The following is a 25,888-nucleotide window of genomic DNA, read 5'->3' on the forward strand; positions in this document are numbered from 1 at the left end:
CAAGCCATGAATATTAGATTTTTCACAAAGACTTGTCAGAAATGGATGTCGGTGGCATTTGCCAGTGTGCTGATATTATCATCGCACATTGCTCATGCAGAGCAAAAAGTGACGGTAGAAAATGGTTATATACGAGCAACTATACCTGGTACTGATGTTTCTTCTGCATATATGGTGATCAGCAACCATAGTATGAAAAATAAAAAGCTAATTGGTGCAAGCAGCGATATTAGTTCTAGAATTGAAATTCATGAGCATCAAATGTCAGATGGCATGATGAAAATGCGTCAGCTTGATGCCATCGAAATTAACATGCATGACACAGTGACATTGCAGCCGTCAGGGTTACATTTAATGATTTTCGAGCTTACCGAGCCATTAAATGCCGGTGACAACGTTGCTTTAAATTTGCATTTTGAAGACGGAGAACGTTTGGCTATTACATTGCCGGTTGAAAGCATTAAACGGAAAAGCGAAAAAGCGCATCAACATAATCATCATTAGGAGTGAGTTATGAATCTTAACGTGTCAGTAAAAACCGTTACCTCCATCGTTGGCATTATTTGCCTAGCGCTTTACTTTTTGGGTGTTTATTGGAGTTTTGAGCCTGAAAAGCTAGACATTAGACAAGAGGTAATCGACGCGGCAAAAACTGAAAATGTATCACCCGTTGTAGGTTATACCACTACCACCGCGTTAATAAGAGTGACAGAAACGATTTTAAACAAACCGGGTGGATATTTGGCTAATGATGCCTTACCGCCGTCAGTGTTTCTTGACAATATTCCAGCATGGGAATTTGGCGCGTTAGAAATGATCCGCGATATGGCGTTAGTTATGCGACAAGAGTTTAGTCGTTCTCAGTCGCAATCAGTTGAAAATGCACAGTTAAAAATAGCACAACCACAATTAAATATTGACCATACGAGCTGGGCAATGCCGAGTGCTGAAAATGAGTATCAAAAAGCAATTGATGCACTTTATATTTATCGCAAGCAACTCACTGATGTTAACTCACAAGATGCACAATTTTATGCCAGAGCAGATAACTTACGTGATTGGTTACAAGAAGTTACTAAACGTATGGGAAGTTACTCACAACGATTAAGTGCAAGTGTTGGGCGCGAACAACTCAATACTGATTTAGCGGGCGATGATGTAGCAAGTCAATCAACCTATGCAAACCAACAACAACAAGTAAAAACAAGTTGGTGGCAAATTGATAATGAATTTTATGAAGCGCGTGGTGCAAGTTGGGTGTTATTACACTTCTTAAAAGCGATTGAAATTGATTTTAATGATGTATTAGCAAAGAAAAATGCTAAAGTAAGTTTACAACAAATTATTCGTGAATTAGAGGCTAGCCAAGAAGCTATTTGGAGTCCGATGATTCTCAACGGCGACGGATTTGGCATTTTGGCAAATCACTCTTTAGTGATGGCTAATTATATATCGCGAGCAAATGCCGCACTTATCGATTTAAATGATTTATTAAGTCAGGGATAAACCAATGAATAAATTAGTAGCAACCGCTATATCAACAATAATGTTTAGCACGTCAGTACAAGCAGATGCAATTGGCGTCTACTTAGGTGGTCATATATGGGACAACGAAGCATCTGGTATATTTGGTGAAAGTGGTGGCCAAAGAAATTTTAATCTTAAAGATGAACAACAAGGTTCATTGTATATTGCGGTTGAACATCCACTCCCTTTTATTCCAAATGCAATGATTTCGCAAACAGACCTCGCAACTAAAGGTACAACTGAATTTAATTCAGACTTTGTGTTTGATGATTATACCTTTGAAGCAAATAATCAATTAAACGCAAACTTTGATGTAAGCTATACCGACTATACCTTATATTATGAATTTTTTGATAATGGCCTGTTTTCGTTTGATCTTGGTATTACAGGGCGTGACTTTGACGGAGACGTTTCAGTTTCTGGGTTAGCTACCGTTTCTAACGATGGCACAACAACTACCACGCAAGTTACCGGCTCATTATCTACAGATGAAATAGTGCCTATGTTATATGCTTCTACCATCGTAGGTTTGCCATTTACTGGATTCAACGTATTTGCTCAAGGCAATTTTTTATCATTGGATGATCATACCTTATACGACTATCAAGCGGGTGTTAGTTATGATGTTATTGATAATTTGGCGGTCGATGTCAGTCTTACGCTAGGCTATCGCGCAGTTAAGTTAGAGCTCGAAGACATTAATAATTTATATTCTAACATTGAATTTGAAGGCATCTTTGCCGGAGCGATTGTACATTTTTAAGTATTCGCTAATAACGCAATAACCACCTACCGCCTACTTTGGTAGGTGGTTATCAAGAGTAAATACTGTCATCGACATTAATCATTTACCTTTACGGCTTTTTGCTCAGACAAATAATGTTTGCCAAGCGCATGTTGATGTTAATTGACTATTTTTTCAAAAATCGTACAAAATTAACAAAGATTAAAATTTGTACGTGATCTTATGTTTTTTTTTCTGTATAATCCTGCGCTCCCTAACGTTACAATTTTGTTTATTAGGTTTTTCCCAAACCGTAAACAAAGGGCTCGATACTCGAAGGGGTACAGCGAAGTCTTATTGAACTGCAGCGTGAAGCTGTTTTTTAAGTAACATATTTAATATTGGGTTTTTCAAATGAAAACTTTTGTAGCTAAGCCAGAAAGCGTAGAACGCGAATGGTTTTTAGTGGACGCTGAGAATAAAACTCTTGGTCGTATCGCTACTGAAATTGCTAGCCGTTTACGCGGTAAGCACAAGCCAGAATACACGCCTCACTGTGATACAGGCGACTACATCGTAGTTGTTAACGCAGAGAAAGTAAAAGTAACTGGTAACAAAGCGAAAGGTAAAATTTACTACTCGCACACAGAATTCCCTGGTGGTTTAAAGCAAATTAGTTTTGAAAAACTAATTGAAAAAGCGCCAGAGCGTGCGATTGAATTCGCTGTTAAAGGTATGCTTCCTAAAGGACCTTTAGGTCGTGAAATGTACCGCAAGTTAAAAGTGTATGCTGGCCCTGAGCACAAGCATGCTGCACAACAACCACAACCTTTGGAGCTGTAAGCAATGGCTGATAATCAATATTACGGTACTGGTCGTCGTAAGAGCTCTACTGCTCGTGTGTTCATGAAAGCTGGTAGTGGTGCAATTACAATTAACAAGCGTGACATTACAGAATACTTTGCACGTGAAACTGCGCGTATGGTTGTTCGTCAACCTATCGATGTTGCAGAAGTAGCTGAAAAGTTTGACTTTAACATTACTGTTGCCGGTGGTGGTAGTACTGGTCAAGCGGGTGCAATTCGTCACGGTATTACTCGTGCATTATTACAATATGATGAAGCATTACGTAGCGAATTACGTAAAGCAGGTTTCGTTACTCGTGATGCACGTAAAGTTGAACGTAAGAAAGTTGGTTTACATAAAGCACGTAAACGTCCACAATTTTCAAAACGTTAATTTATTACGTTATGCAAAAAACCGGCAAAAGCCGGTTTTTTTTTGCCTCTTACTTTTTGTTTTTAATGTTAGCTTTGTAAAATATAGAGTTGATCAAAATTAGTAAAAACGTGCGTACTTAAATTAACACGAACTCTTGTCGTGTAATTAACTTCGAAAACATCACGTTAGCTTTATTAACTTTCCCTAGCTTGATTTTCCCGCCAGATTTGTTTGAATTCTTACATCAATACAGCTATGTTTGTATGGCGTGTTTACGCAAAAAACTGCAAACACTTTGTGGTATTTGTAAGGAAGCAACGATGAAGCATCGCTTGAGTTTCGGGCAATTTAATCTGCTTTCTAACAATATTGTAGAAGTTGTAGTCGATGAAGGCATAGTGATGGATCTTGAGATGGTTGATGAATGTCATCATTTTATTCAATCAAGGTTCCGCAATAATTTTGCAATGCTTATTAATAAAGTTAATCACTATACTTATAGCTATGAAGCAAAACTAAGTGTTGCGTCTTATGCGCATTTAAAAGCGATAGCCTTTGTATATTATTCAAAAGAAGCACAACAAATATCGAATAATTTACAAGCATTACGTGCTATAGACAAATGGAATTGTCGTGTTTTTTCTGGGTTGGAGTTGGGGTGGCAGCAAGCCTACAATTGGTTACAGAGTGAACTACAAACTGTAAAAACAAAAGTAGAATAAATCGTTAAAAGCGAAAGGCGACTAATTTTAGTCGCCTTTTTTCGTCGCTATAAATGCTTTGCTAATATAGCAAAACATTTTTCAGCCGCTGCAATTGTTTTTGCAATATCTTCATCAGAATGTGCGGTTGATAAAAAGCTTGCCTCAAATGCTGATGGCGCTAAATAAATGCCTTCCTCGAGCATTAAATGATAGAAACGTTTAAACATTTCACCATCACATGCCGTGGCCTGTGAAAAGCTTGTTATCTGCTGTTCTTCGGTAAAGAAAAAGCCAAACATTGCGCCTACGTAGTTGATAGATAACGGTATGTTATGACTATCAGCGGCAGCTTTAAATCCTTTAGCTAGAGCTTCCGTGTTAGCAGTAAGCTTCTCGTGCTTATTACCCTGGCTTAATTCCTGTAAAGAAGCTAAACCTGCTGCCATCGCAAGTGGGTTTCCAGATAGTGTGCCTGCTTGATAAACTGGCCCTACTGGCGCTATGTAATCCATAATTTCTTTTTTACCACCAAAAGCACCGACTGGCATACCACCACCGATGACTTTTCCTAAAGTGGTTAAATCAGGCTTAATATTGTAATGAGCTTGAGCCCCACCTAATGCTACGCGAAAGCCTGTCATCACTTCATCAAAAATCAGTACAGATTGATATTGATCACACACAGCACGTAAGCCTTCAAGGAACCCTGCAACAGGTGGAATACAATTCATATTGCCTGCAACAGGCTCAACGATAATACAAGCGATTTGATCGCCTATCTCGCTAAATACTTGTTTAACTTGTGCTATATCGTTAAAACTCACAGTGATAGTGTGCTTAGCAAAATCTTCAGGGATCCCAGGCGAATTTGGCACCCCCATTGTCAATGCACCTGAACCGGCTTTTACCAGCAGTGAGTCAGCGTGTCCATGATAGCAGCCTTCAAATTTTACTATCTTATCTCTGCCAGTAAAGCCTCGTGCTAAGCGAATGGCGCTCATGGTTGCTTCGGTTCCTGAACTTACCATGCGTAATTGTTCCATCGAAGGAACAATCTCACGTACTTTTTCTGCCATGGTGATTTCAATTTCGGTTGGTGCACCAAAACTAAGACCATTTTCAGCAGCTTCAATAACCGCTTTTTTAATCGCAGGGTGGTTATGACCTAAGATCATCGGGCCCCATGAGCCTACGTAATCGATGTACTCTTTGCCATTTTCATCAACGATATAGGCACCATCTGCGCGGTTGATAAAGCACGGTGTCCCTCCAACCCCATTAAAAGCACGAACAGGAGAATTAACGCCACCTGGAATAATTTGCTTTGCATGTTCGAAAAGTTGTTCTGATTTGTTCATATCACGTCCTTAACCGGCTTTATTGGTATACCAAGTGATCGGTTTTTCATACTTTGTTAGTGAGTTTTCAACGCCAAGCGTCAATGCAAATAGTGCCATTCTTACCAGTACACCATTTTGTGCTTGCCTAAAAATAGCGAGATTATCAAGATCATTTAGATCGGTATCTAATTCATTGGCTTCGGGCCTAGAATCTCTGGGCAATGGATGCATTATTACTGTATGCGCCTGACAATATTGTTGGTATATCTCGCGATTCAAACTAAAATGACCACGGTATAGGTCAGCTTCGCCAGGGCTTGCAAAGCGCTCTTGTTGAATACGTGTTTGGTAAATAACGTCGCAGTCAAGGTTGCCTTCTACTGTGTTAGTAAGGATGACCTTATGGCCTGCATTTTCAAGCGTAGCAATAACATTATCAGGCATTTGCAGTGCATCAGGTGCAATCATTGTGACGGTAATGTTGTTGTATAGGCTCAGAAGTTTAGATAACGAATGTACCGTACGACCATGCTTTAAATCCCCCATTAAGGTGATGTGTAAACCGTCTAATGTGCGCCCAAAAGGTTTCATTTCAGATTCAATGGTAAATAAATCTAATAATGCTTGTGTGGGGTGCTCGTTAGCACCGTCACCACCATTAATTACGGGGACACTACTACCGGTAGCAAATTCGCTGACTGAATGCATTTTTGGGTGACGCATGGCGATAACATCTGAATAACCACTAATCACTCGTGCGGTATCAAATAATGATTCACCTTTACTTAATGATGAATTTTCTTCGCCTACGGTTTCTCGAACGAAGCCCCCAAGCAAGTTAAAGGCAGTGCCAAAACTAACTCGTGTTCTTGTACTGGGTTCAAAAAAGAGGTTATTAAGAATAGCGCCTTCTAATACATGACACCGTTTTTGCCGCATGGCATATGGTGCCATTTGCGCAGAGACAGTTAATATTTTTGAAATAGCTTCACGATCAAATTGTGAAACTGAAAGGATATGGCTACCTTCAAAGGTCATCATAGTCTTTCCTAAATAATGGAATGGTGTTTACTTTACGTGCGAAATACACGGAAAAAATCCGCCGAAATATAGCACATTCAATGAATATTTAGAATGAATAAACGTGTGATTTGTCAAAAACTAGGTTTGAGGTAAGCTAGAATAATCACGGCAAATAAAATGATTACAGGCACTTCATTAAAAATACGATAAAAACGGCTACTTCGTTGATTTCTATCATGCTTAAAAAGATACAACAAACGAAAACAATAACCATGATATGCCAGCAAAATGAAAACTAAGGTTATTTTAATATGTAACCAAGTAGCGCTGTTAAACCAAGCAGAACCGTATGAATTTATTAACAATAAGCCGAATATCACCGTTAAAATAGCAAAGGGCGTAATAAAAAAGAGTAAACGTTTCTCCATCCCTTTTAATTGCTCAACAACCTGTTGATTTTTGGCTTCTGCGTGATTGACGAATAAGCGTGGCAAATAAAAGATACCTGCGAACCAAGCAACCATAAAACTAACATGTAAAGCTTTTAACCATAGAATTGTCATGATTTTGTATTTCCTTCGAGTAAAAATCGGCGAATATGTGCAAAAGGCAATATGCCTAAAATTTTACTCTTATCGTGTTGATATATATAAACAGCACCTCTGCGAGCATCACTTAACGCATTATATGCTTCTGCGAGGGTTGCTCGACTATCAATGGCAATGAGAGGGTGGTTATCAAATGATTGCACGCTGTTATCTTCTGATACTCGTGCTTGGTGCCAGATGAAGAGACCAGGCTGATCTAACGCGCGAGAAATAAGTAGTGTTCTGCCTTCGTCTTTTAAGTATCGGTTGCTTAAAGCATTAATATTGGTATCGCTTACTAACTCAAAGGTTGTGTTCATTGCAGCTAAGACACCAATACGTTGTAACGTTTTTTCTATTGGCGGTTGACGGTACAGTAAATTTTGCACTTCTAATTGCATGACAAAAACACTGCGGTTTTTAAAAAATTGTCCGGAGGATACACAAGCCGTTGATATAACTAACATCGCAGGCACAATCACTTCAAGTTGACCGGATAACTCGACCACAGCTAGTAAAGCAGCTAAAGGCGCGTTTAACGTTGCAGCCATAAAACCAGCCATCCCCATTAAAGCATAATCAGTGGGGAGGTGTTCACCGGGTAAAAAGGGCACAACTGCTTCTGCGGCAACAACGCCTGAAATAGCACCAATGACTAAAATGGGCCCGATAATGCCACCTGGAATACCTAAACCTAGTGCCGTAATGGTCATGAGCAATTTAGCTAATAATAACAATAATACCATTATGACAGGTTGAGAAAACTCAGTGTTAAAATGGCTGAATTGAATTTCTGTACTTATTGCCGCAGGAACAAAAGCGCTGCAGATCCCGGTAATTAATGCTGCAATAAGTAGTCTTCGTTTTAAAGAAAATTGGCTTGAATAAGCGATTAACGTCGTTAGGTTTTTATTAAAAATAGACGCTAAAATCCCTAGTGCAATACCAAATAACATTAAAATTGGATAATGAACAACGGTTAAATCAATTTTATCGAAAAATTCATATTGATGTGCTGGCCCATATACACCTTGTGTGATCATAGAGCCAACTAATGCCGCAATCATTATTGGAATAAATATGTACACTTTATATTCACGTAAAATCACTTCCATGACAAAAATAACCGCAGCGATCGGTGTGTTAAAGCTAGCGGATATAGCAGCAGCGATACCACAGGCACATAATGTTCTCACCGTATTAAAAGGTAAATGTAATTTATTACCAATGTAGCTACTGCAAGCAGCGCCTAAATGAACCGCAGGGCCTTCACGACCTACAGAAAAGCCACTAGCAATGGCTAAAGTACTTCCGATAAACTGATTAACTGTATTTCTTAGTGGCATTACACCGTAAGCGACTTTTAAACGATGAAGTACAAAAGGTATTCCGGTGCGTAAATACTGATAACCGGTGAGCATAGCGGACAATAATATAACTAATGCACCAATAATTGGTAATAGCATACGACTTACGAGGTCAGAGTTGATATAATTAGCGGACAAGACGAGGTATAAATTTTGTAGTTCTTTGATGCTAAATGTAAAAAGTATCACTATTGCAGCAGAAGCAACACCACCTAACGCAGCAAGTAAACAAAGCTGCCAAGACGTCTTGGGTTGAGCAAGATGTTTTTTTAGCGCTAAGTTATTCATCATAGTGTGAAACTTGTTGTTCGTTATTATTGTTGTATTTCATTGGTATCATAATACTTTTTATATGAGTTGGTTAGCAAAATTAAATTTAAATAGTATCGTAGAGCGTCTAGGCACTTTTCGATCTTCATTATTGTTACTGGCGTTAATTGTGACCTGTTTATTTTGTGGTTATCGTATTGGAAATTTCTTTCACGGTTTTCAACAGCATACTCTTGAACAAATGCAGCAACGCTTAGATCACCTATACGACCAACAAGAGAATCATATTCGTCGAATTAATACGTTAGAAGTTGAGTTAGAAGTTGAGCGTTTGGCTAATCAAAAGTCACAACAGCTATTAACAACCATAGAACAACAGCACTTTAAAGTGAAAAAAGATCTGGCGTTTTATGAAAAGGTGATGGCACCAGAAAAACAAGCTGATGGCGTTGTGATTGACCAGTTTGTGATTTCAAATACCGCCAGTGAACATCACTATCGGTTTAAAGTTATATTAGTACAACAAAAAATACGAAAACGTTATGCTAAGGGACATATACAATTAGCATTTCATGGTAGCTTACAGAATAAACCTACTAAACTTGCATTGAGTGAAGTATCAAACATTACGAAAAAACAATTAGGTTTCAGTTTTCAATACTTTCAAGTAATTGAAGGCGAAATAACATTACCGGAGCACTTTACAGCTGATCAAATTGTATTGTCGGCAGTGCTACCAAAGAGTAAATGGCAAGCGTACCAACGTATTGATCAAAGTTACTCATGGGCTGATGTAACCGAGAAGACTGAACAATCCATGTCGCTAATACTTGATTAAATGGGTCAAGTTTACGATAATTCCCGCATATTAAAGTAAGAGTTGAAATCTATGTCAAATCCAGAAGTACCAATTAAATTTACTGATGCCGCTGCAAGTAAAGTATTGGCTTTGATCACAGAAGAAGAGAATCCAGAGCTAAAATTACGTGTTTATGTAACAGGTGGTGGTTGCTCAGGGTTTCAGTACGGCTTTACCTTTGATGAAAAGATCAATGAAGGTGATATGACGATTGAAAAGCAGGGTGTAACCATGATTGTTGATCCAATGAGTTTACAATATTTGGTTGATGGCGAAGTCGACTATTATGAAGGCTTAGAAGGGAGTCGATTTTTGGTGAATAACCCTAATGCAAGTACAACTTGTGGTTGTGGTTCATCATTTTCAATCTAATGTTACCTTTGGGTAGCTATACTTCATAGCGCGCAAGAAATATTTGTGCAGTTTCTTGCGCGACAAATATCTGTTCTTCTCTTATCAATAAAGCTTTGCAACCAACGAATTGTAGCCAATAACGACGACCGTTAATAAAGCTATTTACCTGTGTGCTTGCCATTTTATAATGCTATCAGCTATCCGAGAAATAAACATAAGTATTTATGTTTATTAAAATACTTATGGTGTTACGCCAATAAGTTAATTTTTATACAAATTTTAACAATTTAGATCATCTTTTATGATTGCGCGAATAGGCTGTTCGGTGTACTTTATCTGTGCAATATTAAAAATCATCAAGTTTAACAACCAAATCAGAATCACCTACTTTTAAAAGTAAATGGCAATGGAGTCAGCATGGCTAATCGTATTAGCAATTTTAGAACCTTCTTATCTCAACGACCCTATATTTTGGCGATTATCATTTCTATTTTGTTGATATTGTGGATGTTATCCGGCATGTTTCAGGTAAAAGTGTCGGCTGCTGAAAACGAGCAACCACAAGAAGTAATCCCAAAAGTTAAAGTGGAAACGATGTATGCTGATGCGGTCAGTGACGCGATCGAATTATATGGTCGTACTGCTCCTGATAGAATTACAACGTTAAAAGCAGAAATTTCTGGTCAGGTATTAAAAGTACACGCTAATCGAGGTGCTGCAGTTTCCCAAGGTCAAAAAATTATTACATTGGCTAGCAATGAACTTCCTGCGCAGCTTAATCAAGCTAAAGCGCTATTGGCTCAGCGAGAAATTGAATATCGCGGTATTAAAACGTTAAATGCTGATGGCTACCAAGGTGAAGTTCAGCTCAGTCAAGCAGATGCTAATTTACAAGCGATAAAAGCACAGATAGCACAACTTGAGATTGCTTTAGAAAACACAGTTATTCGTGCGCCATTTGATGGAGTACTTAATACCCGTTTTGTTGAACAAGGTGATTACTTACAAGGTGGAGACGATGTAGCAATAATTGCTGATTTAAATCCGCTGATTGTGACGGCTCATGTGACTGAAAACCAAGTTGGAAAAATAAAGGTAGGCCAACAAGCGCAGGTCACATTATTAAACAAATCTAATTTCACAGGCGATGTGCGATATATTGCAAGTTTGGCTGATGAATATACCAATACGTTTAAAATTGAAGTCGCGATAAACAACGATGGTCATAAGTTATTTTCGGGGCTAAGCAGTGAAATTTCCTTAGCATTTGAGCAAGTACAAGCCATTAAAGTATCACCGGCATTACTCGCACTTGATGATCAAGGAAATTTGGGTGTCAAAACGGTAAACAATAATACGGTTAAGTTTACACCAATTAATGTGGTTAAAAGTGAAAATGATGGCATGTGGCTTGCCGGCCTTGGTTCAAAAGCTGATGTTATTACTCTCGGTCAAGGCTTCGTTCGTGAAGGCGATCGTGTTGAAGCGGTTCATGACGTTAGTGACAAGGAAGAATAATGCTGACTATTATTGACGGAGCCCTTACAAGAACTCGTTCAGTATTGCTTATTTTTATTTTATTGCTGATTTCTGGGGCTGTCACTTATTCAAATATTGCAAAAGAATCGAATCCAGACATTACAATTCCAATGATTTATGTGTCGATGATTCACGACGGAATTTCTCCAGAAGATGCTGAAAGAATGCTGGTTCGCCCAATGGAGAAAGAATTAAAATCCATTGCCGGCATAAAAGAAATGACAGCAGTCGCCAGTGAAGGGCATGCGTCCATTACTTTAGAGTTTTTAGCTGGCCTTGATCCTAAAGAAGCACTTGCCGATGTTCGTGACAAAGTAACGTTAGCTAAAGCCAAGTTGCCTTCAGAAACTGAAGAGCCAGAGGTGCACGAAGTGACGATGGCTAACCAAGTGCCTGCGGTAACCGTGATACTATCAGGACCTGTTACAGAGCGTGGTTTACTTACTTTAGCACGAGATCTAAAAGATGATATTGAAGGCATGAAAGAAGTGCTTGAAGTAGATATCGGTGGTGATCGTGAAGATATGGTTGAAATTATCGTTGATCCATTATTGTTAGAAAGCTATGGATTGGATCAAAACGATATTTTTACTTTAGTCGACCGCAATAATCGGTTAGTACCCGCAGGTACTATGGATACTGGTAAAGGGCGATTTGCCGTTAAAGTCCCTTCGGTATTTGAATCTGTTAAAGATTTATTAGAGTTACCAATAAAAGCAGAAGGCGACAAAGTTATTACCTTTGAAGATGTTTCAACGGTAAGAAGAGCATATAAAGACCCTTCAACGTTTGCCCGTTTAAATGGTGAGCGTTCAATTTCACTGGAAGTTAAAAAGCGTTCTGGTGAAAATATTATCAATACAGTCAATAACGTAAAACAATTGATTGCTGAAAAACAGCAACTTTGGCCGCAGCAAGTCGTGGTTGACTACGTAGGTGATCAGTCAGTTGATGTTAAAGATACCCTCAGTGACCTACAAAACAATGTGTTATCAGCGGTATTACTTGTCGTTATCGTGGTGATTGCTGCACTTGGCGCACGCACCGCTTTATTAGTCGGCCTAGCGATTCCGGGGGCATTTTTAACTGGAATTTTAGTGCTAGCGATTTCAGGCTTAACAGTAAATATCGTTGTACTCTTTGGTCTTATTATGGCGGTAGGTATGCTCGTTGATGGCGCTATCGTAGTTACCGAATTTGCAGATAGGGAAATGAGCGAGGGTAAATCTAAACAAGCGGCTTATGCTAACGCGGCTAAACGCATGGCTTGGCCGATTATCGCTTCTACTGCAACCACTTTGGCAGCATTTGCACCGCTAATGTTCTGGCCGGGTATGATGGGGGAATTTATGAAATACCTCCCTATTACCTTGATAGCCGTGTTGACAGCATCACTCGCAATGGCACTTATTTTTGTGCCTACGTTAGGCACTGTTTTAGGCAAGCCTCGCCCAATGTCAGATGAGCAAAAACAACAAGTACTGGATAGCGAAAAAGGAGACTTTTCGCAATTAACGGGTTTCACTGCAAAATATATTGGTTTACTTTCTAAAGCGATAAAACATCCATGGAAAGTGATTATGAGCACCATTGTTATGTCTGTTGTGGTGATGTTTCTTTATGGCGCTTCCGAGTTGGGTGTTGTGTTCTTTCCAGAAGTGGAACCAAATAGTGCAACTATTGTGGTGCGCTCACATGGCGATCTATCAGTTTATGAAAAAGATGCCATTATGCGTGATATTGAGCAACGCATTTTACCTATTGAAGGTATAGACACCCTATATAATTTAACCGGTGGCAATGACATAGTAGGTACCTTTCAAGTTAACTTTTTAAATTGGCAGTTACGTCGTAAAGCAGATGAAATAATTGAAAATATTCAAAAAAATACTGCCGATATGGCAGGAGTTGAGCTTGAAGCAAGAAAAAATGAAGATGGCCCTCAAAGCGGAAAAGATGTTGTCATTGAGCTAAGTTCACGTTTCCCCGAACAGCTAGAGCAAGCAGTAAAAGCGATACGAGGGGTGTTAGTGACATCAGGAAAATTCACTGATCTTGAAGACACAGCGCCTAAACCTGGTATCGAATGGCAACTTAATATTGATCGTAAAAAAGCCGCGACTTATGGCGCAGATGCCGCCTTAGTTGGTTCAACAGTACAAATGGTAACGAATGGCTTAAAGCTTGGGGAATACAGACCTGATGATGTGGATGATGAATTAGACATTCGTGTTAGATTTCCGCAGGAAAAACGCAGTATCGGGCGACTTGATTCATTAAGGATAAAAACCTCTGCGGGTTTAGTGCCAGTAAGCAGCTTTGTTGAGCGTGTAGCTGCACCTAAAGTAGATACTATCAGGCGTACTGATGGCAAGCGAGTGGTTACTATTCAAGCGAACTTGATTACGGGGGCTCAACTGCTTAAAGAGTTACCTGTCTTGCAAGCAAAATTACCAACCTTAGGTATCGCGCCTACTGTACATATTGAGCTGAAAGGGCAGAATGAAGATCAGCAAGAATCACAAGCTTTCTTGGTTAATGCATTTGGCGTTGCTTTATTTGTGATGGCGATTATTTTGGTTACTCAGTTTAATAGTTTCTATCAAGCGTTCTTAATTTTAAGTGCTGTGGTGTTTTCAACAGTAGGGGTATTTTTAGCGCTTGTTTTGGTACAAAAACCCTTCGGTATTGTGATGGGTGGTATAGGTGTAATTTCATTAGCGGGTATTGTCGTAAATAATAACATCGTATTAATTGATACCTACAATGTCTTGCGATCGCGAGGCATGTCAGCAACTGATGCTGTATTAAGCACCGGAGCACAACGCCTTCGCCCTGTTATGTTAACAACAATCACTACAATCCTAGGTTTATTGCCTATGGTGATGCAAGTTAATCTAGACTTTTTTAATCGCACGGCTGTATATGGTGCGCCTTCTACGCAATGGTGGACTCAATTAGCAACGGTAGTTGCTGGAGGTTTGGCTTTTGCCACTATTTTGACATTGGTTTTAACACCTTGTTTGTTGATGTTGCGAACTAAGAAAGGTGTTTATCAATCAGCAAAACAAAAAATGAGCCTGTTTACCCGCAATAAGCGTGAAAAAAATGCAGCCTAGATACGTTACAACGCTATGAACATGGAATAAACAAGTACTTTATGTTTAGGAGATGATAGCTACGCCGATGGGTATAAGGTAATTTAGCGGTAGGTTAACCGCATTACGATAAGTATTGTTGTTAACCTTCAGTAATTAATTGTTCGATGATCTGATGCATATCCAAATCTAGATCATCGGCCTTAATACCTTTGACAATAAAATCTTCTGATTGAGATAAATCAACATACTTGGTTTCAACAAAGTGATGATGTTTTGCGCTGTAAAAAATTTTTACTTTTGGGTTCAATAAATCTTTTGCGTTTTTTTCTTCTACAATGGCAATTTTACCTGAGTTTAACTCTACTAATGTACCCACAGGGTACACACCCATGCATTGAATAAATTTTGTCACTAAACTCGCATCTAAATGCTGTTGTTCTGCTAAGTTTTTTAAAATTGCAAAGGCTTTGCCATGACTGTAGCCGTCTTTGTAGCACCTTGCTGCAGTCAACGCATCAAAAATATCACAAATAGCAATCATTCTTCCATAAGTAGAAATATGATCACCAGGAATGTTAAAAGGGTAGCCTTGGCCATTCAGTTTTTCGTGATGTAACGCTGCGACTTCTAGACTTAATTCTGAAATGCCAGGTGTATGCTGAATAATATCGATTGAATGCGTAACGTGAGATTTCATAATACTAAATTCATCTTCAGTTAAGCGACCGGGTTTATTAAGCACTTCTTCTGGGATCATAATTTTTCCCACATCATGTAAAAATGCGCCAATGGCCAGTTGTTGAATAATGTTTTTATCAAGTTTTAAAAATTTGGCGAATATTGTGATCAAGATAGAAACAGAGATTGAATGTTCAAGTAAGTATTCATCTTTATTTCTAATATTAATGATACTAGCAAGTGCGTTTGAATTTTTGAATATTTCTTCTATGACCTTGTCGGTAATTTCTGTGACAGGGGATAAATCTAGAGGCCTACCTTGTGCAGCGTCGTTAAATACTTTTTGTTGGATCTCTTTAGAGACTGAAAAAATTTCTTTTGCATCTTTAGCTTGAATGGTCACACGTTTATTTACGGTTTCCTGTGCGATAGCGGCCTGATCTTGTGCAAAAGTAAGTGTTTTATCTGTATCAATAATAACTTGTTGTACGCCTTTATTTGACAAATTTTGAATAACGCGATCACTTTTGATATGACCTGCACTAGTTAACGTATATTGCGCGGATTGCTTTGCAATACTGACGACAAAATGGCCAACTTTTAATTCAGATATACATATTTGTTTTATCATATGTTTCTCAACTATTTGATATTATATTATTATGTTGAGTTTCCATTCTGTACAACATGATGGTTTACATACTAAAGGTATATTATTAATTGTAGAGTAAATATCATAGAAGATAATTGTGCAACTTGGTAGAAAAATTAAAACTTCTCAGTTAATCAATCGGTTTTTATTGATCTTATTATCGTGCTCAATACGGTTCGATAAACGAATGTGTTCTGATATTTTTGGTGTTAAATTTGCATAGAAATACCGATGAGTGTTTTCTATGCTGTTAGCCATTCATTAAATTATTAAGTGCTTTTATGAATAAAGGCTAAAATTTTTCTGAAAAGTGTCGATAATAAGGCATTATCGAGCGTGTTTTTTTGACCGTTAAAGTAGGGTAGTTATGTTGCGATTTTTAATCAGTTTTCTAATGTTATTCAGTGTCACGTTAATTACGCATGGAGCGTCTATCAAAGCGGTACAAGTGTATACTGATGATATGCTTTTAGATTTAATAAAAGAAAACAAGCATTTAAGTCAAGTTGTCATTGATGAATGTCAACTTGTTCAAGATATCGAAGCTCGCGCAACGATTTCAGAAAAGCCTGCTTTTCAGTTTTTATGGGGTGATATGCTCGCTTACGGCGTATGTATAAAAAAAGATATTCCGCTAGGGTTACACTATATGAGAGAGGCTGCAGATCAAGGTTTACCAGAAGCTTTAGAGCAATTAGGCCGATACTATCACGTTGGAAAGTTTATGCAGGTTGATATGAGACAGGCAATTATTTTCCTTAAAGAAGCGGCAAGCCTGCAAAACCTCAATGCTCAAATTCGCCTTGCTGAAATATACAATGCAGGCAACGGCAGTCCTTTAGACTTTCCAGAGCTTTACGCTCAACTTCATCATTCAGTAACAGATGATAAAAAAACTCATAAAAAAATATCAATATTACTGTCTGATCTTGCAAACAAAATGCCTACGCGTGTTGTAGATATGGCTAAACAAGGCAAATATTAACCAAATTTATTTTGTGCGAGTAAAGTACGTTTTCATTTGATAATGATTTATTACTGATAAAAAGTGGTTAATATTTGACGTGTCTTAGGTGAAGTAAGATATAATATAAACGTCAGTCCATTAACAACGAAGAAAAACGATTATTAAAGATTCAAAACCAAAAAACACTCAACAAGAATATGAGTTTCCGGTTGCTAGCCGTGAAGAGCTCTTGTCTGTTATTGAAAAGTCTAACATTCCTCCAACCTTTAAAGCATTATGTAAAAAATTAACCTATCAACGTGATGAACACATTGTTGGATTAAAACGTCGCTTGCGTGCAATGGAAAATGAAGGACAACTGATCTTTAATAAATTTAAACAATATGCTATTCCTCCTAAAAACAGCTTACTAACCGGGAAGGTTTGTGGCCACCGCGATGGTTATGGTTTTTTTACACCAGATCAACCTGTTGAAGCTGCATCAGGCAAAGATTTGTTTATTTCTTCACATGAAATGCGGCGTGTTATTCATGGTGATATTGTTGAAGCCATGATTGTCGATAGAACAGATCGTAAAGGTCGACAAGAAGTTAAAATTATTGATGTGATTGAACCGCGAAAGCACGGAATAGTTGGCCGCTTTTATGTTGAGCATAATATTTTATTTGTGGTGCCAGAAGATACCAGAATTAAACAAGATATTTTGATTGATCCAAAAGAGCGTTCCACAGCAAGACATGGGCAGATGGTGGTGGTTGATATTATTCAGCGACCCAGTAAACGTAGTAATGCCGTAGGCAAAGTATCCGAAGTATTAGGCGACTATATGGCGCCAGGTATGGAAATAGATATAGCGCTAAGAGCACATGATTTACCCCATGAATTTCCTGTCAGCGTGCTTGAGCAAGTGAATCAGATCAATGATGAAGTTGATGAACCAGCGAAAGCTAATCGAAAAGATTTACGTAACCTTCCTTTAGTGACCATTGATGGTGAAGATGCACGAGATTTTGATGATGCAGTGTATTGTCAAAAAGAACCAACAGGTGGGTGGCGATTATGGGTGGCAATTGCTGATGTAAGCTATTATGTGCGTCCAGGAAGCGCTTTAGATGATGAAGCAATAGCGCGAGGCAATTCCGTCTATTTTCCTAGCCAAGTTATCCCGATGCTGCCAGAAAAACTATCGAACGGTTTATGTTCTTTAAATCCTGATGTAGATCGTTTGGCCATGGTATGCGAAATGACGATTAACGCTGATGGTGAGTTAGCTGAAAGTACGTTTTATCCTGCGGTTATTAAATCTCATGCACGTTTTACCTATACGAAAGTTGCAGCAATATTAAACGATGACCAAGCACTTAGAGAGCAATATGCTGATAGAGTGCCTGAGCTTGAAACACTAAATCAATTATATTTAGCGCTAAAAACAGCACGAGAGAAAAGAGGCGCGATTGCTTTTGAAACACAAGAAACACGCTTTGTGTTTAATGAGCATCGTAAAATTGAGTCTATAGAACCTTTATTACGAAATGATGCTCACAAAATTATTGAAGAGTGCATGATCCTCGCCAATGTAGCGACGGCAAACTTTGTTTTAGCCCATCAAAAACCTGGGCTATATCGCGTACATGATAAGCCTAACGATGAAAAATTTACGCACTTTGTAAACTACTTAGCTGAGTTAGGTATTACTATGCCGTTAAAAGGTGCGATGGAAGATGGACCTGAACCTGCGGATTACAGTGCGATTTTAGCAACGATAGAAGGCAGGCCAGAACAAGAACTGATACAAACCATGTTACTTCGTTCGATGAAACAGGCTGTTTATCAGCATGATAATATTGGTCATTTTGGCTTGGCATTAACCTCGTATAGTCATTTTACTTCACCAATTAGGCGTTATCCTGATTTAATTATTCACCGTGTGATTAAAGCAATATTGCAATCGCAAAAAGCTTCCGAGGCAAATGAAGGACATCACCTTTACGAACAGCAGCAAATTGCGGAACTAGGCGAACATTGCTCGATGACAGAACGAAGAGCAGATGATGCAACGCGCGATGTTGCAGATTGGCTTAAGTGTGAATTTATGCAAGATCATGTTGGAGATGTATTTACTGGGGTAATTTCTACCGTGACTAACTTTGGCTTATTTGTACGCTTGCATAAAATTCATATTGAAGGGTTAGTACATATCACTTCATTAGGTCATGATTTTTATCACTTCGATGATGCACGTATGTGTTTGACGGGAGATAAAACAGGCAATAATTTTCATGTAGGTGATGAATTAGAAGTGCAAGTAGCTGCGGTGAATTTAGAAGAAAAGAAAATTGACTTAGTGTTGGTTGATACCCTTAATAAGGTGGCTAAAAAACCGTCTAAGTCAACAGCAACGAAAACTAGAAAGCGCAAATTACAAAAAAATGTTGATAAACAAAACTCACCAGCAGCATCGAAAAAGCAATCAAAAGCAAGCCAGTCAAAAAGCAGCAAGAATAAGAAATCACGCCCTGGTAAAAATGCGAGAAAGAAAACAAAAGGTTAAACTATAAAATGGCTAAACATGATGAATTGGCTTTTGGTATTCATGCCGTAACAGCACTAATTGAAAACCAACCTGAACGCTTTAAAGAATTATTTTTATTAAAAGGTCGTGATGACCAACGATTATCCACGATTATTAATTTATCAAGAAAGTATGGCATTCCTACGCAAGTGGTACAGAGAAAGGTGCTTGATGATAAAGCTAAAGGTGAGCAACACCAAGGCGTTTTAGCCAAAATAACCCAAGAGAAACAACTATCAGAAGCTGATCTAGATGATGTGTTATTAGCTGCTGAGCGTAAAGGTGAACCACCTTTTTTACTGATTTTAGATGGTGTAACTGATCCGCATAACTTAGGTGCATGTTTACGAAATGCCGATGCCGCAGGAGTTCAGGCGATAATTGTTCCTAAAGATAACGCGGCACGCATAAGCGCTACTGTGCGAAAAGTGGCAGTTGGCGCTGCTGAAACTGTACCGCTGATTCAAGTGACTAATTTAGCCAGAACCATGAAATCTTTGCAGCAACAAGGTATTTGGTTGGTGGGAACAGCGGGCGAAACAGATTGTTGCTTGTATGATGATGTAAAACTAGATGGGCCAATGGCACTTGTTATGGGAGCGGAAGGTAAAGGTATGCGTAGGTTGACCAAAGAAAATTGCGATCAACTTGTTAAGCTGCCAATGGCTGGGAGTGTTTCAAGTTTAAATGTATCTGTGGCAACAGGTATTTGTTTATTTGAAATTGTTCGTCAGCGTCAAGCAAAAATGCTGCACAAATAAACGCGAAAGATCAACAGTCCCTAAATAAATAGCTACGCTTTTCTTGTATTTTGTTTATTATGATACCCATTAGATTAATAACTTATACCGTTGATCTAGTGGGCGCACATCGCAGTTGTAACTTCACCATTAAAGATAATTGATAAAGGTTAGCTTAAAATTAACATACTTATTTACCTCGTTACATTATTGCTAAGTACTTTTACGTATGCACAATACAATGAAGTTAACCTAATAAAACTTGCTGTTTCAAATGTTACTGAAGGACCAGCGGGGCAAATTGGTATAAGATTAAATCAGGGGGCAGAGGTTTATTTTCAGAGAGTAAACCTTAAAAATGAGCTTCCTGGCTATCGTATTGAAATGATACATCGTAATGATAATTATGAACCGTTTAATACACTTAAGAATACGCAATATTTTCTACAACAAGGCGACTTTTTTGCTTTCTTTAACTATGTTGGTACACCGACCACTGCAGCCATTCTCGATACCATCAAAAACAACAAATTACCTTTTTTAACCCCTTTTACGGGGGCATATTTTCTTCGAAAACCTGCAATTAACAATGTGTTTACCTTGCGAGCTAGCTATTATCAAGAAGTAAAAGCACAACTTGATTACCTTATAAATACTCAAGGATTTAAAAGCATCGGTTTATTGATCCAAGCGGATGATTTTGGCTATGCGGTCGAAAAAGGTTATAAGAAAATTATGGAAAGCTACCATGTTACACCTACGGTAACGGCAAGGTATCGCAGAAATACCGAAGACATACACACCGCATTAATGCTATTGCGTAAACACAAAGTTGAAGCGGTCGCTTTTGTTGGAACATATAAACCACTGTCAAAGCTAATTAACCAAGCGTATGAGCAAGATTTTACGCCATTTTTTTCGAGTGTATCCTTTATTTCAAGTGCTGATTTATTCCCATTGCTTAAATACCACAGCGATGTATTGGTCACCGAAGTCTTTCCCGATCCAAACGATTGCCAAAAAGCATATTGTCGCCAATTTGTTGAAGATATGAACGCTGCTGGTTATGTTGATTTAGATCGTATTCAGTTAGAGGGGTATATGAATGGCTATTTATTTACCCAAGTAGCTAAGCAATGTATCAACGCTATGACCTCCACTTGCTTTTTGAATGAAATACAAACTTTTTCATCACAACAGCTTGATATTAATATTGAATTTTCACCGTTAGATCATCAAGGTCTTAACAACGTATATTTAAATTTCTACTCATCGGATATAAAATAAAACGCTGGCTATTCGGTGAATAAATAATCATTAAATTAGCTTGCCTTTATCGGTTGTTTTACCTACAATACGCGACCTTAAATCAGCCTGAACATATTTTTGTTCCTTGCCTCAATACTGGTGCTTTGGGCTGAGCCAGCTAAGAGGCTACAACCGTAAGGAGCTCGTAATGCGTCATTACGAAATCGTATTTATGGTTCACCCTGATCAGAGTGAACAAGTGTCTGGTATGATCCAGCGCTATACTGACTTGATCAACGCCGCTGAAGGTAAAATCCACCGTCTTGAAGACTGGGGTCGCCGTCAGTTAGCATACCCAATCAACAAACTGCATAAAGCACACTACGTTTTAATTAACGTTGAAGCGCCGCAATCAGTTATTGATGAATTAGAAACTTCTTTCCGTTATAACGACGTTGTTATTCGTAACATGATCATGCGTACTAAAGGCGCGGTAACTGAAGCATCACCTATGGCTGTTGCTAAAGATGACCGTCGCGAAGTGAAGAAAGAGGTTACTGAAGCGCCAGCTGCTAAAGTTGAAGAAAAAACTGAAGAAGCTGCAAGCGAAGAATAAGTAATCTGTGGTTGATAATCACTTAGTGTTAGTTGGAGAACTGGTGAAAAAACCTAGTTATTCAACAAGTCCTGCGGGTATAGAGCATTGCCAATTTTCAATTGATCATCGCTCAATGCAACAAGAAGCTGGCTTAAACCGTCAAGCGTTTGTTCGCATACAAGTAGTGGCTACTGGTGAATTAACCCACATAACGCGTGAGTTCATTGCAAGTGATGTAGTTAAAGTGACTGGTTTTATCAACCGTCACGAATCAAGAAACGGTAACCCAATTCTTGTACTGCATGCCTCGCAAATAGAAAAGATAAATTAGGAGAAATCCATGTCTCGTTTTTTTAGACGTCGTAAGTTTTGCCGCTTTTCAGCGGAAGGCGCTAGCGAAATTGATTATAAAGATATCGCTACGTTAAAAAATTATATCACTGAAAGTGGTAAAATCGTTCCTAGCCGTATTACTGGTACAAGTGCTAAATACCAACGTCAACTTGGTCGTGCGATCAAGCGTGCTCGTTACTTAGCATTATTACCGTATACTGATTTACACAAGTAACCTAATAAGGGGTTTTGAAAATGGAAGTAATTCTTCTTGATAAAATCGCCAAATTAGGCGGCCTTGGTGACAAGGTAACTGTTAAGTCTGGTTATGCACGTAACTTCTTATTACCTCAAGGTAAAGCTGTTTTCGCATCTAAAGCAAACGTTGAGCACTTTGAAGCTCGTCGTGCTGATTTAGAAAAGAAATTAGCGGATGACTTAGCTGCTGCAGAAGCACGTGCTGCTAAATTAGTAGAACTTGCTGAAGTAACTATCGCTTCTAAAGCTGGTGACGAAGGTAAATTATTCGGTTCAATCGGTACTCGTGACATCGCTGATGCGATCACTGAAGCGGGTGTTGACGTTGTTAAAGCTGAAGTACGTTTACCTCACGGTTCAATCCGTGAAACAGGTGAGTTCGATATCGCTATTCACTTGCACACAGATGTAGATTCAAGCATTAAAGTTGTTGTTATCGCTGAAGCGTAATGACAATTAAGCTTTATATGAAAACGCTGTAACTTAGGTTACAGCGTTTTTTTTACTTTTATTTTGGCCAATCAGTGTTGATTGCATAATTTTAGCTACACTTTGAGTAGAATCTACAAACACATCAAGGTTAATGGTCAAGCTAACATCATCTTCACCAGTGGTATTATTGTCTCTATTGTACCTGATAACTGTCATTATCACTGGAACATCGCTTTTACTTTGGTTTAATTATCAAATATTACTTGCGTCTATTCTTACGTTCGTACTTTTGGCGATCATCGTGACTATCTACCTCATTCATAACAAAATCATGCCCAAATATAAAAGATATCTAGTGGTGGAAAACTGGGCGTACTTGGCAAATATCTGTCATGAATATCAAGATTTAGTTGGACAAGACGTTATTGCCCGAATGGTGAACCGATTAGTCGCTAAAGGTCGTGATGTTGATAATATCGACAGCATGATTGATAAAGGTATTAGAAGTAAAATATTGCTTGATGAAGATACAGGGCTTGGCAATAGAGAATTCTTTGATCATCGTCTTGACGCGTTACTGAAAGAAGAAGGCATTCAAGGAGCCGTTTACTTTATTCACTTTAATGAAGGAGAACTAGTTTATACGCTTCATGGTAGAACAGCGGTAACGCAAATTTTCAATCAGGTGATCGGTAGTATTAATATGTTGCTACATAAACTATCGGGTTGTTATTTAACACGCAGAGGTACCTATGAACTTGCGTTGATAGCGCCAGGTGTTTATATCACTGAAGCAGAACAATTAGCGCAACGCATGATCAAAACCTTATCGAGTATAGCCTTACCTATAGGCGTAGAACGAGATTCTTTTGTCCATATCGGTGTAAGCTATTTTTCTCAAGCTGAGAATAGCTATCAAATTAAATCTGAAGCTGATATGGCGCTACGATCTGCGCAATTACAAGGCCCTTCACAATGGTTTATGTTTGAACCAGGCGAGGTGGAGCATGTGCGTGCTAAAGGTTCATTACAATGGAGAACCTTTTTGGAAAAAGCCATTGCAAGAAATGCCTTTGTGTTATTTTTTCAGCCGGTACTTGCTGCAACCAATGAACAATCGTTACATCATGAAGTTTTGGTCAAAGTGCGTGATGAAGACGGGCAATTGATTAACGCACGCGTCTTCTTACCAATGGCGGTGAAAAGTGGTGTGATTAAAGAGGTTGATTTTTTAGTGTTATCACAAGTCTGCCGTTTATTGAATTACGATCGACATTTAACCGAAAGTTGCAGTTTAAATTTATCGATTGAGAGTTTGTTATCGAAAAACTTGCTCGGTAAGTTTAAAGAAATTCTTGTTCGCTATCCAAAAATATCATCACAATTGATTGTAGAGATATCAGAATATCATTTGGTAAATGAGTATTTACGGCTAAAGCCTGTATTATCGCAGCTACAGTCACTTGGAGTAAGATTATTTATTGATAAGGTTGGGCAATATATTGAAAGTGTAGATTACTTAAAAGAATGTCCAATCAGTGCAATTAAGCTTCATGCCAGTATTGTTATTAATATTCATCAGCGTTCTGAAAATCAAATTTTCGTCAAAAGTCTAGTGAAAATATGCCAGTCTCAACAAGTTGATATTTACGCCTTTGGTGTCGAATGTGCTGAAGAGTGGCGAACGTTAAAAAAATTAGGTGTGAACGGCGGGCAAGGACACTACTTTACTGAGCCTATGTCGCAAGTGGCAAAAGCCATTCATCAGCCTTAATTTTATGTTGTTCAATAAGACCGTATAAACCTTGTAAGCCTCCCGTATGTAATATCACGATACGGTGTCCCGAGGGGAAAAATCCTTGTTCAACCAACGTTAGTAACGCTAAGATCATTTTCCCTGAATAAATAGGCTCTATCGGTAATTGCGTTGCTTGGCTAAACGCACGCATTTTTGTTAAATCTTCTACGGAAAATTTTGCATAACCGCCACCATGAAAATTCGTGAATAGTTGCCAGTTTCGAGCGTTACATTGATGCGACTCTAATAAGGTATCAATGTGTTCACGTAAATATTCTGCTTGCTTTAATACCGCAATACCGAGAATATTATGTTGTTGTTTATCCCCTGCAATTATTCCTGAAATCGTGCCAGCACTTCCAACTGGGGTAATAATCGTATCAAATTCAACTTGGCTATTTAGTTCATCGCATAATTCGCTGACCCCCTTTAACGCAAGAAGATTAGTGCCGCCTTCAGGAATAATAAAATAGTCAGGGTAACGTGCTTTTAAATTTGTTAAGTAAGTTTCATTGTGGCGCAATTTGTAAGTTTTACGATCAATAAACGTTAAAGACATCCCCCATTTTTTGGCCTGTGTAAGAGTTGCATTGGTTTCATAATGCTGTTCTCCACGTACTATGCCAATTGCAGGTAATTGTTGCTGCTGACATGCATATGCGAGTGCATGAAGATGATTTGAATAACCACCACCAAAACTGAGTGCGCCGCGGTAGCCTATAGATTTGGCATGCTTTAAATTATATTTTAACTTTCGCCATTTATTGCCCGACACAACGGGGTGAATAAGATCATCGCGCTTTACGTAAACGGTTAATTTATGTTTCGTGAATAATGGATGTTCAATGACTTGAACAGGAGAAGGTAAATTTGCGGAAGATATCATGATGACGATAAGTATATACTTTATTTATGTAGTTGCCGGGCTTTTTCACAACATTCAGAGAGACCATATAAGTTTAATCATTAAATTTTAACTAAAAAACTTGCGGATAT

At 38.4% G+C, this 25,888-nt stretch carries 27 protein-coding genes; 19 read left to right on the top strand and 8 right to left on the bottom strand.

The window, feature by feature from the left end:
• Positions 1-6 precede the first annotated feature (6 nt).
• The 6 genes from Q4489_RS04495 to Q4489_RS04520 all read left to right on the top strand — a co-directional run bounded on the left by Q4489_RS04495 (position 7) and on the right by Q4489_RS04520 (position 4,194).
• Complete coding sequence (locus Q4489_RS04495; RefSeq protein ID WP_303477655.1) at positions 7-504, top strand: copper chaperone PCu(A)C; 498 nt, start codon at positions 7-9, stop codon at positions 502-504.
• 9 nt (positions 505-513) lie between these two features.
• Positions 514-1,506 carry a DUF2333 family protein gene (locus tag Q4489_RS04500; protein ID WP_303477657.1) on the top strand — a complete coding sequence of 331 codons (993 nt, stop codon included), beginning with the start codon at positions 514-516 and terminating at the stop codon, positions 1,504-1,506.
• Positions 1,507-1,510: 4 nt separating this feature from the next.
• The gene (locus tag Q4489_RS04505; RefSeq protein WP_303477661.1) at positions 1,511-2,290 is read left to right on the top strand and encodes a TIGR04219 family outer membrane beta-barrel protein; all 780 of its coding nucleotides are present in this window, start codon (positions 1,511-1,513) and stop codon (positions 2,288-2,290) included.
• A gap of 375 nt (positions 2,291-2,665) precedes the next feature.
• Complete coding sequence (rplM, locus tag Q4489_RS04510; protein WP_074500208.1) at positions 2,666-3,094, top strand: 50S ribosomal protein L13; 429 nt, start codon at positions 2,666-2,668, stop codon at positions 3,092-3,094.
• Positions 3,095-3,097: 3 nt separating this feature from the next.
• The gene (rpsI, locus tag Q4489_RS04515) at positions 3,098-3,490 is read left to right on the top strand and encodes a 30S ribosomal protein S9 (protein ID WP_303477666.1); all 393 of its coding nucleotides are present in this window, start codon (positions 3,098-3,100) and stop codon (positions 3,488-3,490) included.
• 302 nt (positions 3,491-3,792) lie between these two features.
• Positions 3,793-4,194: a hypothetical protein gene (locus tag Q4489_RS04520; protein WP_303477668.1), complete on the top strand. Its 402-nt coding sequence runs from the start codon at positions 3,793-3,795 to the stop codon at positions 4,192-4,194.
• A gap of 47 nt (positions 4,195-4,241) precedes the next feature.
• On the opposite strand, the gene hemL is transcribed toward Q4489_RS04520, so the two are convergent.
• The 4 genes from hemL to Q4489_RS04540 form a co-directional block, all read right to left on the bottom strand.
• Entirely contained in the window at positions 4,242-5,534 is a 1,293-nt protein-coding gene (gene hemL / locus Q4489_RS04525; RefSeq protein WP_303477670.1) for a glutamate-1-semialdehyde 2,1-aminomutase, read from the bottom strand.
• A 9-nt stretch (positions 5,535-5,543) separates the two neighbouring features.
• Positions 5,544-6,557 (bottom strand): aspartate carbamoyltransferase, encoded by a 1,014-nt coding sequence (locus Q4489_RS04530; protein WP_303477673.1) that lies wholly within the window; start codon positions 6,555-6,557, stop codon positions 5,544-5,546.
• Positions 6,558-6,670: 113 nt separating this feature from the next.
• A complete protein-coding gene (locus tag Q4489_RS04535) occupies positions 6,671-7,102 on the bottom strand; it encodes a CopD family protein (RefSeq protein ID WP_303477675.1) in 432 nt (143 codons plus the stop codon).
• Positions 7,099-8,784 (bottom strand): chloride channel protein, encoded by a 1,686-nt coding sequence (locus tag Q4489_RS04540; RefSeq protein ID WP_303477677.1) that lies wholly within the window; start codon positions 8,782-8,784, stop codon positions 7,099-7,101. Before Q4489_RS04540 ends, Q4489_RS04535 begins: the two co-directional genes overlap by 4 nt.
• A 10-nt stretch (positions 8,785-8,794) precedes the next feature.
• Here Q4489_RS04540 and Q4489_RS04545 point away from each other — a divergent pair, with 10 nt between their 5' ends.
• Together Q4489_RS04545 and erpA are read left to right on the top strand one after the other, a co-directional pair.
• The gene (locus Q4489_RS04545; protein ID WP_303477679.1) at positions 8,795-9,601 is read left to right on the top strand and encodes a DUF6776 family protein; all 807 of its coding nucleotides are present in this window, start codon (positions 8,795-8,797) and stop codon (positions 9,599-9,601) included.
• A gap of 51 nt (positions 9,602-9,652) precedes the next feature.
• A complete protein-coding gene (erpA, locus tag Q4489_RS04550) occupies positions 9,653-9,994 on the top strand; it encodes an iron-sulfur cluster insertion protein ErpA (protein ID WP_303477681.1) in 342 nt (113 codons plus the stop codon).
• Positions 9,995-10,010: 16 nt separating this feature from the next.
• Here the strand turns inward: erpA and Q4489_RS04555 are convergent, their stop codons facing one another.
• A complete protein-coding gene (locus tag Q4489_RS04555) occupies positions 10,011-10,157 on the bottom strand; it encodes a hypothetical protein (protein WP_303477685.1) in 147 nt (48 codons plus the stop codon).
• A 236-nt stretch (positions 10,158-10,393) separates the two neighbouring features.
• Between Q4489_RS04555 and Q4489_RS04560 the strand changes: the two genes are divergently transcribed.
• Positions 10,394-11,494 (top strand): efflux RND transporter periplasmic adaptor subunit, encoded by a 1,101-nt coding sequence (locus tag Q4489_RS04560; protein ID WP_303477686.1) that lies wholly within the window; start codon positions 10,394-10,396, stop codon positions 11,492-11,494.
• On the top strand, positions 11,494-14,634 hold the full coding sequence (locus tag Q4489_RS04565) for an efflux RND transporter permease subunit (RefSeq protein WP_303477689.1): 3,141 nt from the start codon (positions 11,494-11,496) through the stop codon (positions 14,632-14,634). The genes Q4489_RS04560 and Q4489_RS04565 overlap by 1 nt, the downstream gene beginning before the upstream one ends.
• Before the next feature lie 121 nt (positions 14,635-14,755).
• Here Q4489_RS04565 and Q4489_RS04570 read toward each other — a convergent pair whose 3' ends face one another.
• Entirely contained in the window at positions 14,756-15,925 is a 1,170-nt protein-coding gene (locus tag Q4489_RS04570) for an HD-GYP domain-containing protein (RefSeq protein ID WP_303477692.1), read from the bottom strand.
• 388 nt (positions 15,926-16,313) lie between these two features.
• Between Q4489_RS04570 and Q4489_RS04575 the strand changes: the two genes are divergently transcribed.
• From Q4489_RS04575 to rplI, 8 genes are all read left to right on the top strand, one after another.
• Positions 16,314-16,931: a tetratricopeptide repeat protein gene (locus Q4489_RS04575; RefSeq protein WP_303477694.1), complete on the top strand. Its 618-nt coding sequence runs from the start codon at positions 16,314-16,316 to the stop codon at positions 16,929-16,931.
• 139 nt (positions 16,932-17,070) lie between these two features.
• Positions 17,071-19,464: a ribonuclease R gene (gene rnr / locus Q4489_RS04580; protein WP_303477887.1), complete on the top strand. Its 2,394-nt coding sequence runs from the start codon at positions 17,071-17,073 to the stop codon at positions 19,462-19,464.
• 8 nt (positions 19,465-19,472) lie between these two features.
• Positions 19,473-20,246 carry a 23S rRNA (guanosine(2251)-2'-O)-methyltransferase RlmB gene (gene rlmB / locus Q4489_RS04585; protein ID WP_303477696.1) on the top strand — a complete coding sequence of 258 codons (774 nt, stop codon included), beginning with the start codon at positions 19,473-19,475 and terminating at the stop codon, positions 20,244-20,246.
• Positions 20,247-20,435: 189 nt separating this feature from the next.
• On the top strand, positions 20,436-21,512 hold the full coding sequence (locus tag Q4489_RS04590; protein ID WP_303477699.1) for an ABC transporter substrate-binding protein: 1,077 nt from the start codon (positions 20,436-20,438) through the stop codon (positions 21,510-21,512).
• A 169-nt stretch (positions 21,513-21,681) separates the two neighbouring features.
• Positions 21,682-22,089: a 30S ribosomal protein S6 gene (gene rpsF / locus Q4489_RS04595; RefSeq protein WP_074500229.1), complete on the top strand. Its 408-nt coding sequence runs from the start codon at positions 21,682-21,684 to the stop codon at positions 22,087-22,089.
• A gap of 7 nt (positions 22,090-22,096) precedes the next feature.
• Positions 22,097-22,402, top strand: coding sequence for a primosomal replication protein N (gene priB / locus Q4489_RS04600; protein WP_303477705.1), 306 nt, complete (start codon positions 22,097-22,099; stop codon positions 22,400-22,402).
• Between the two features lie 9 nt (positions 22,403-22,411).
• Positions 22,412-22,639 carry a 30S ribosomal protein S18 gene (gene rpsR, locus Q4489_RS04605; RefSeq protein WP_074500237.1) on the top strand — a complete coding sequence of 76 codons (228 nt, stop codon included), beginning with the start codon at positions 22,412-22,414 and terminating at the stop codon, positions 22,637-22,639.
• A 20-nt stretch (positions 22,640-22,659) separates the two neighbouring features.
• Positions 22,660-23,112 carry a 50S ribosomal protein L9 gene (gene rplI / locus Q4489_RS04610; protein ID WP_303477712.1) on the top strand — a complete coding sequence of 151 codons (453 nt, stop codon included), beginning with the start codon at positions 22,660-22,662 and terminating at the stop codon, positions 23,110-23,112.
• Between the two features lie 33 nt (positions 23,113-23,145).
• On the opposite strand, the gene Q4489_RS04615 is transcribed toward rplI, so the two are convergent.
• Complete coding sequence (locus tag Q4489_RS04615) at positions 23,146-23,310, bottom strand: hypothetical protein (protein WP_303477716.1); 165 nt, start codon at positions 23,308-23,310, stop codon at positions 23,146-23,148.
• Positions 23,311-23,452: 142 nt separating this feature from the next.
• Between Q4489_RS04615 and Q4489_RS04620 the strand changes: the two genes are divergently transcribed.
• Positions 23,453-24,868: an EAL domain-containing protein gene (locus Q4489_RS04620; RefSeq protein ID WP_303477718.1), complete on the top strand. Its 1,416-nt coding sequence runs from the start codon at positions 23,453-23,455 to the stop codon at positions 24,866-24,868.
• On the opposite strand, the gene Q4489_RS04625 is transcribed toward Q4489_RS04620, so the two are convergent.
• A complete protein-coding gene (locus Q4489_RS04625) occupies positions 24,831-25,778 on the bottom strand; it encodes a 1-aminocyclopropane-1-carboxylate deaminase/D-cysteine desulfhydrase (RefSeq protein WP_303477721.1) in 948 nt (315 codons plus the stop codon). The two genes, Q4489_RS04620 and Q4489_RS04625, sit on opposite strands and share 38 nt — an antisense overlap.
• Positions 25,779-25,888 lie beyond the last annotated feature (110 nt).

Origin of the sequence: Thalassotalea sp. 1_MG-2023 (genome assembly GCF_030546745.1) — a bacterium.
Classification (GTDB): domain Bacteria; phylum Pseudomonadota; class Gammaproteobacteria; order Enterobacterales; family Alteromonadaceae; genus Thalassotalea_C.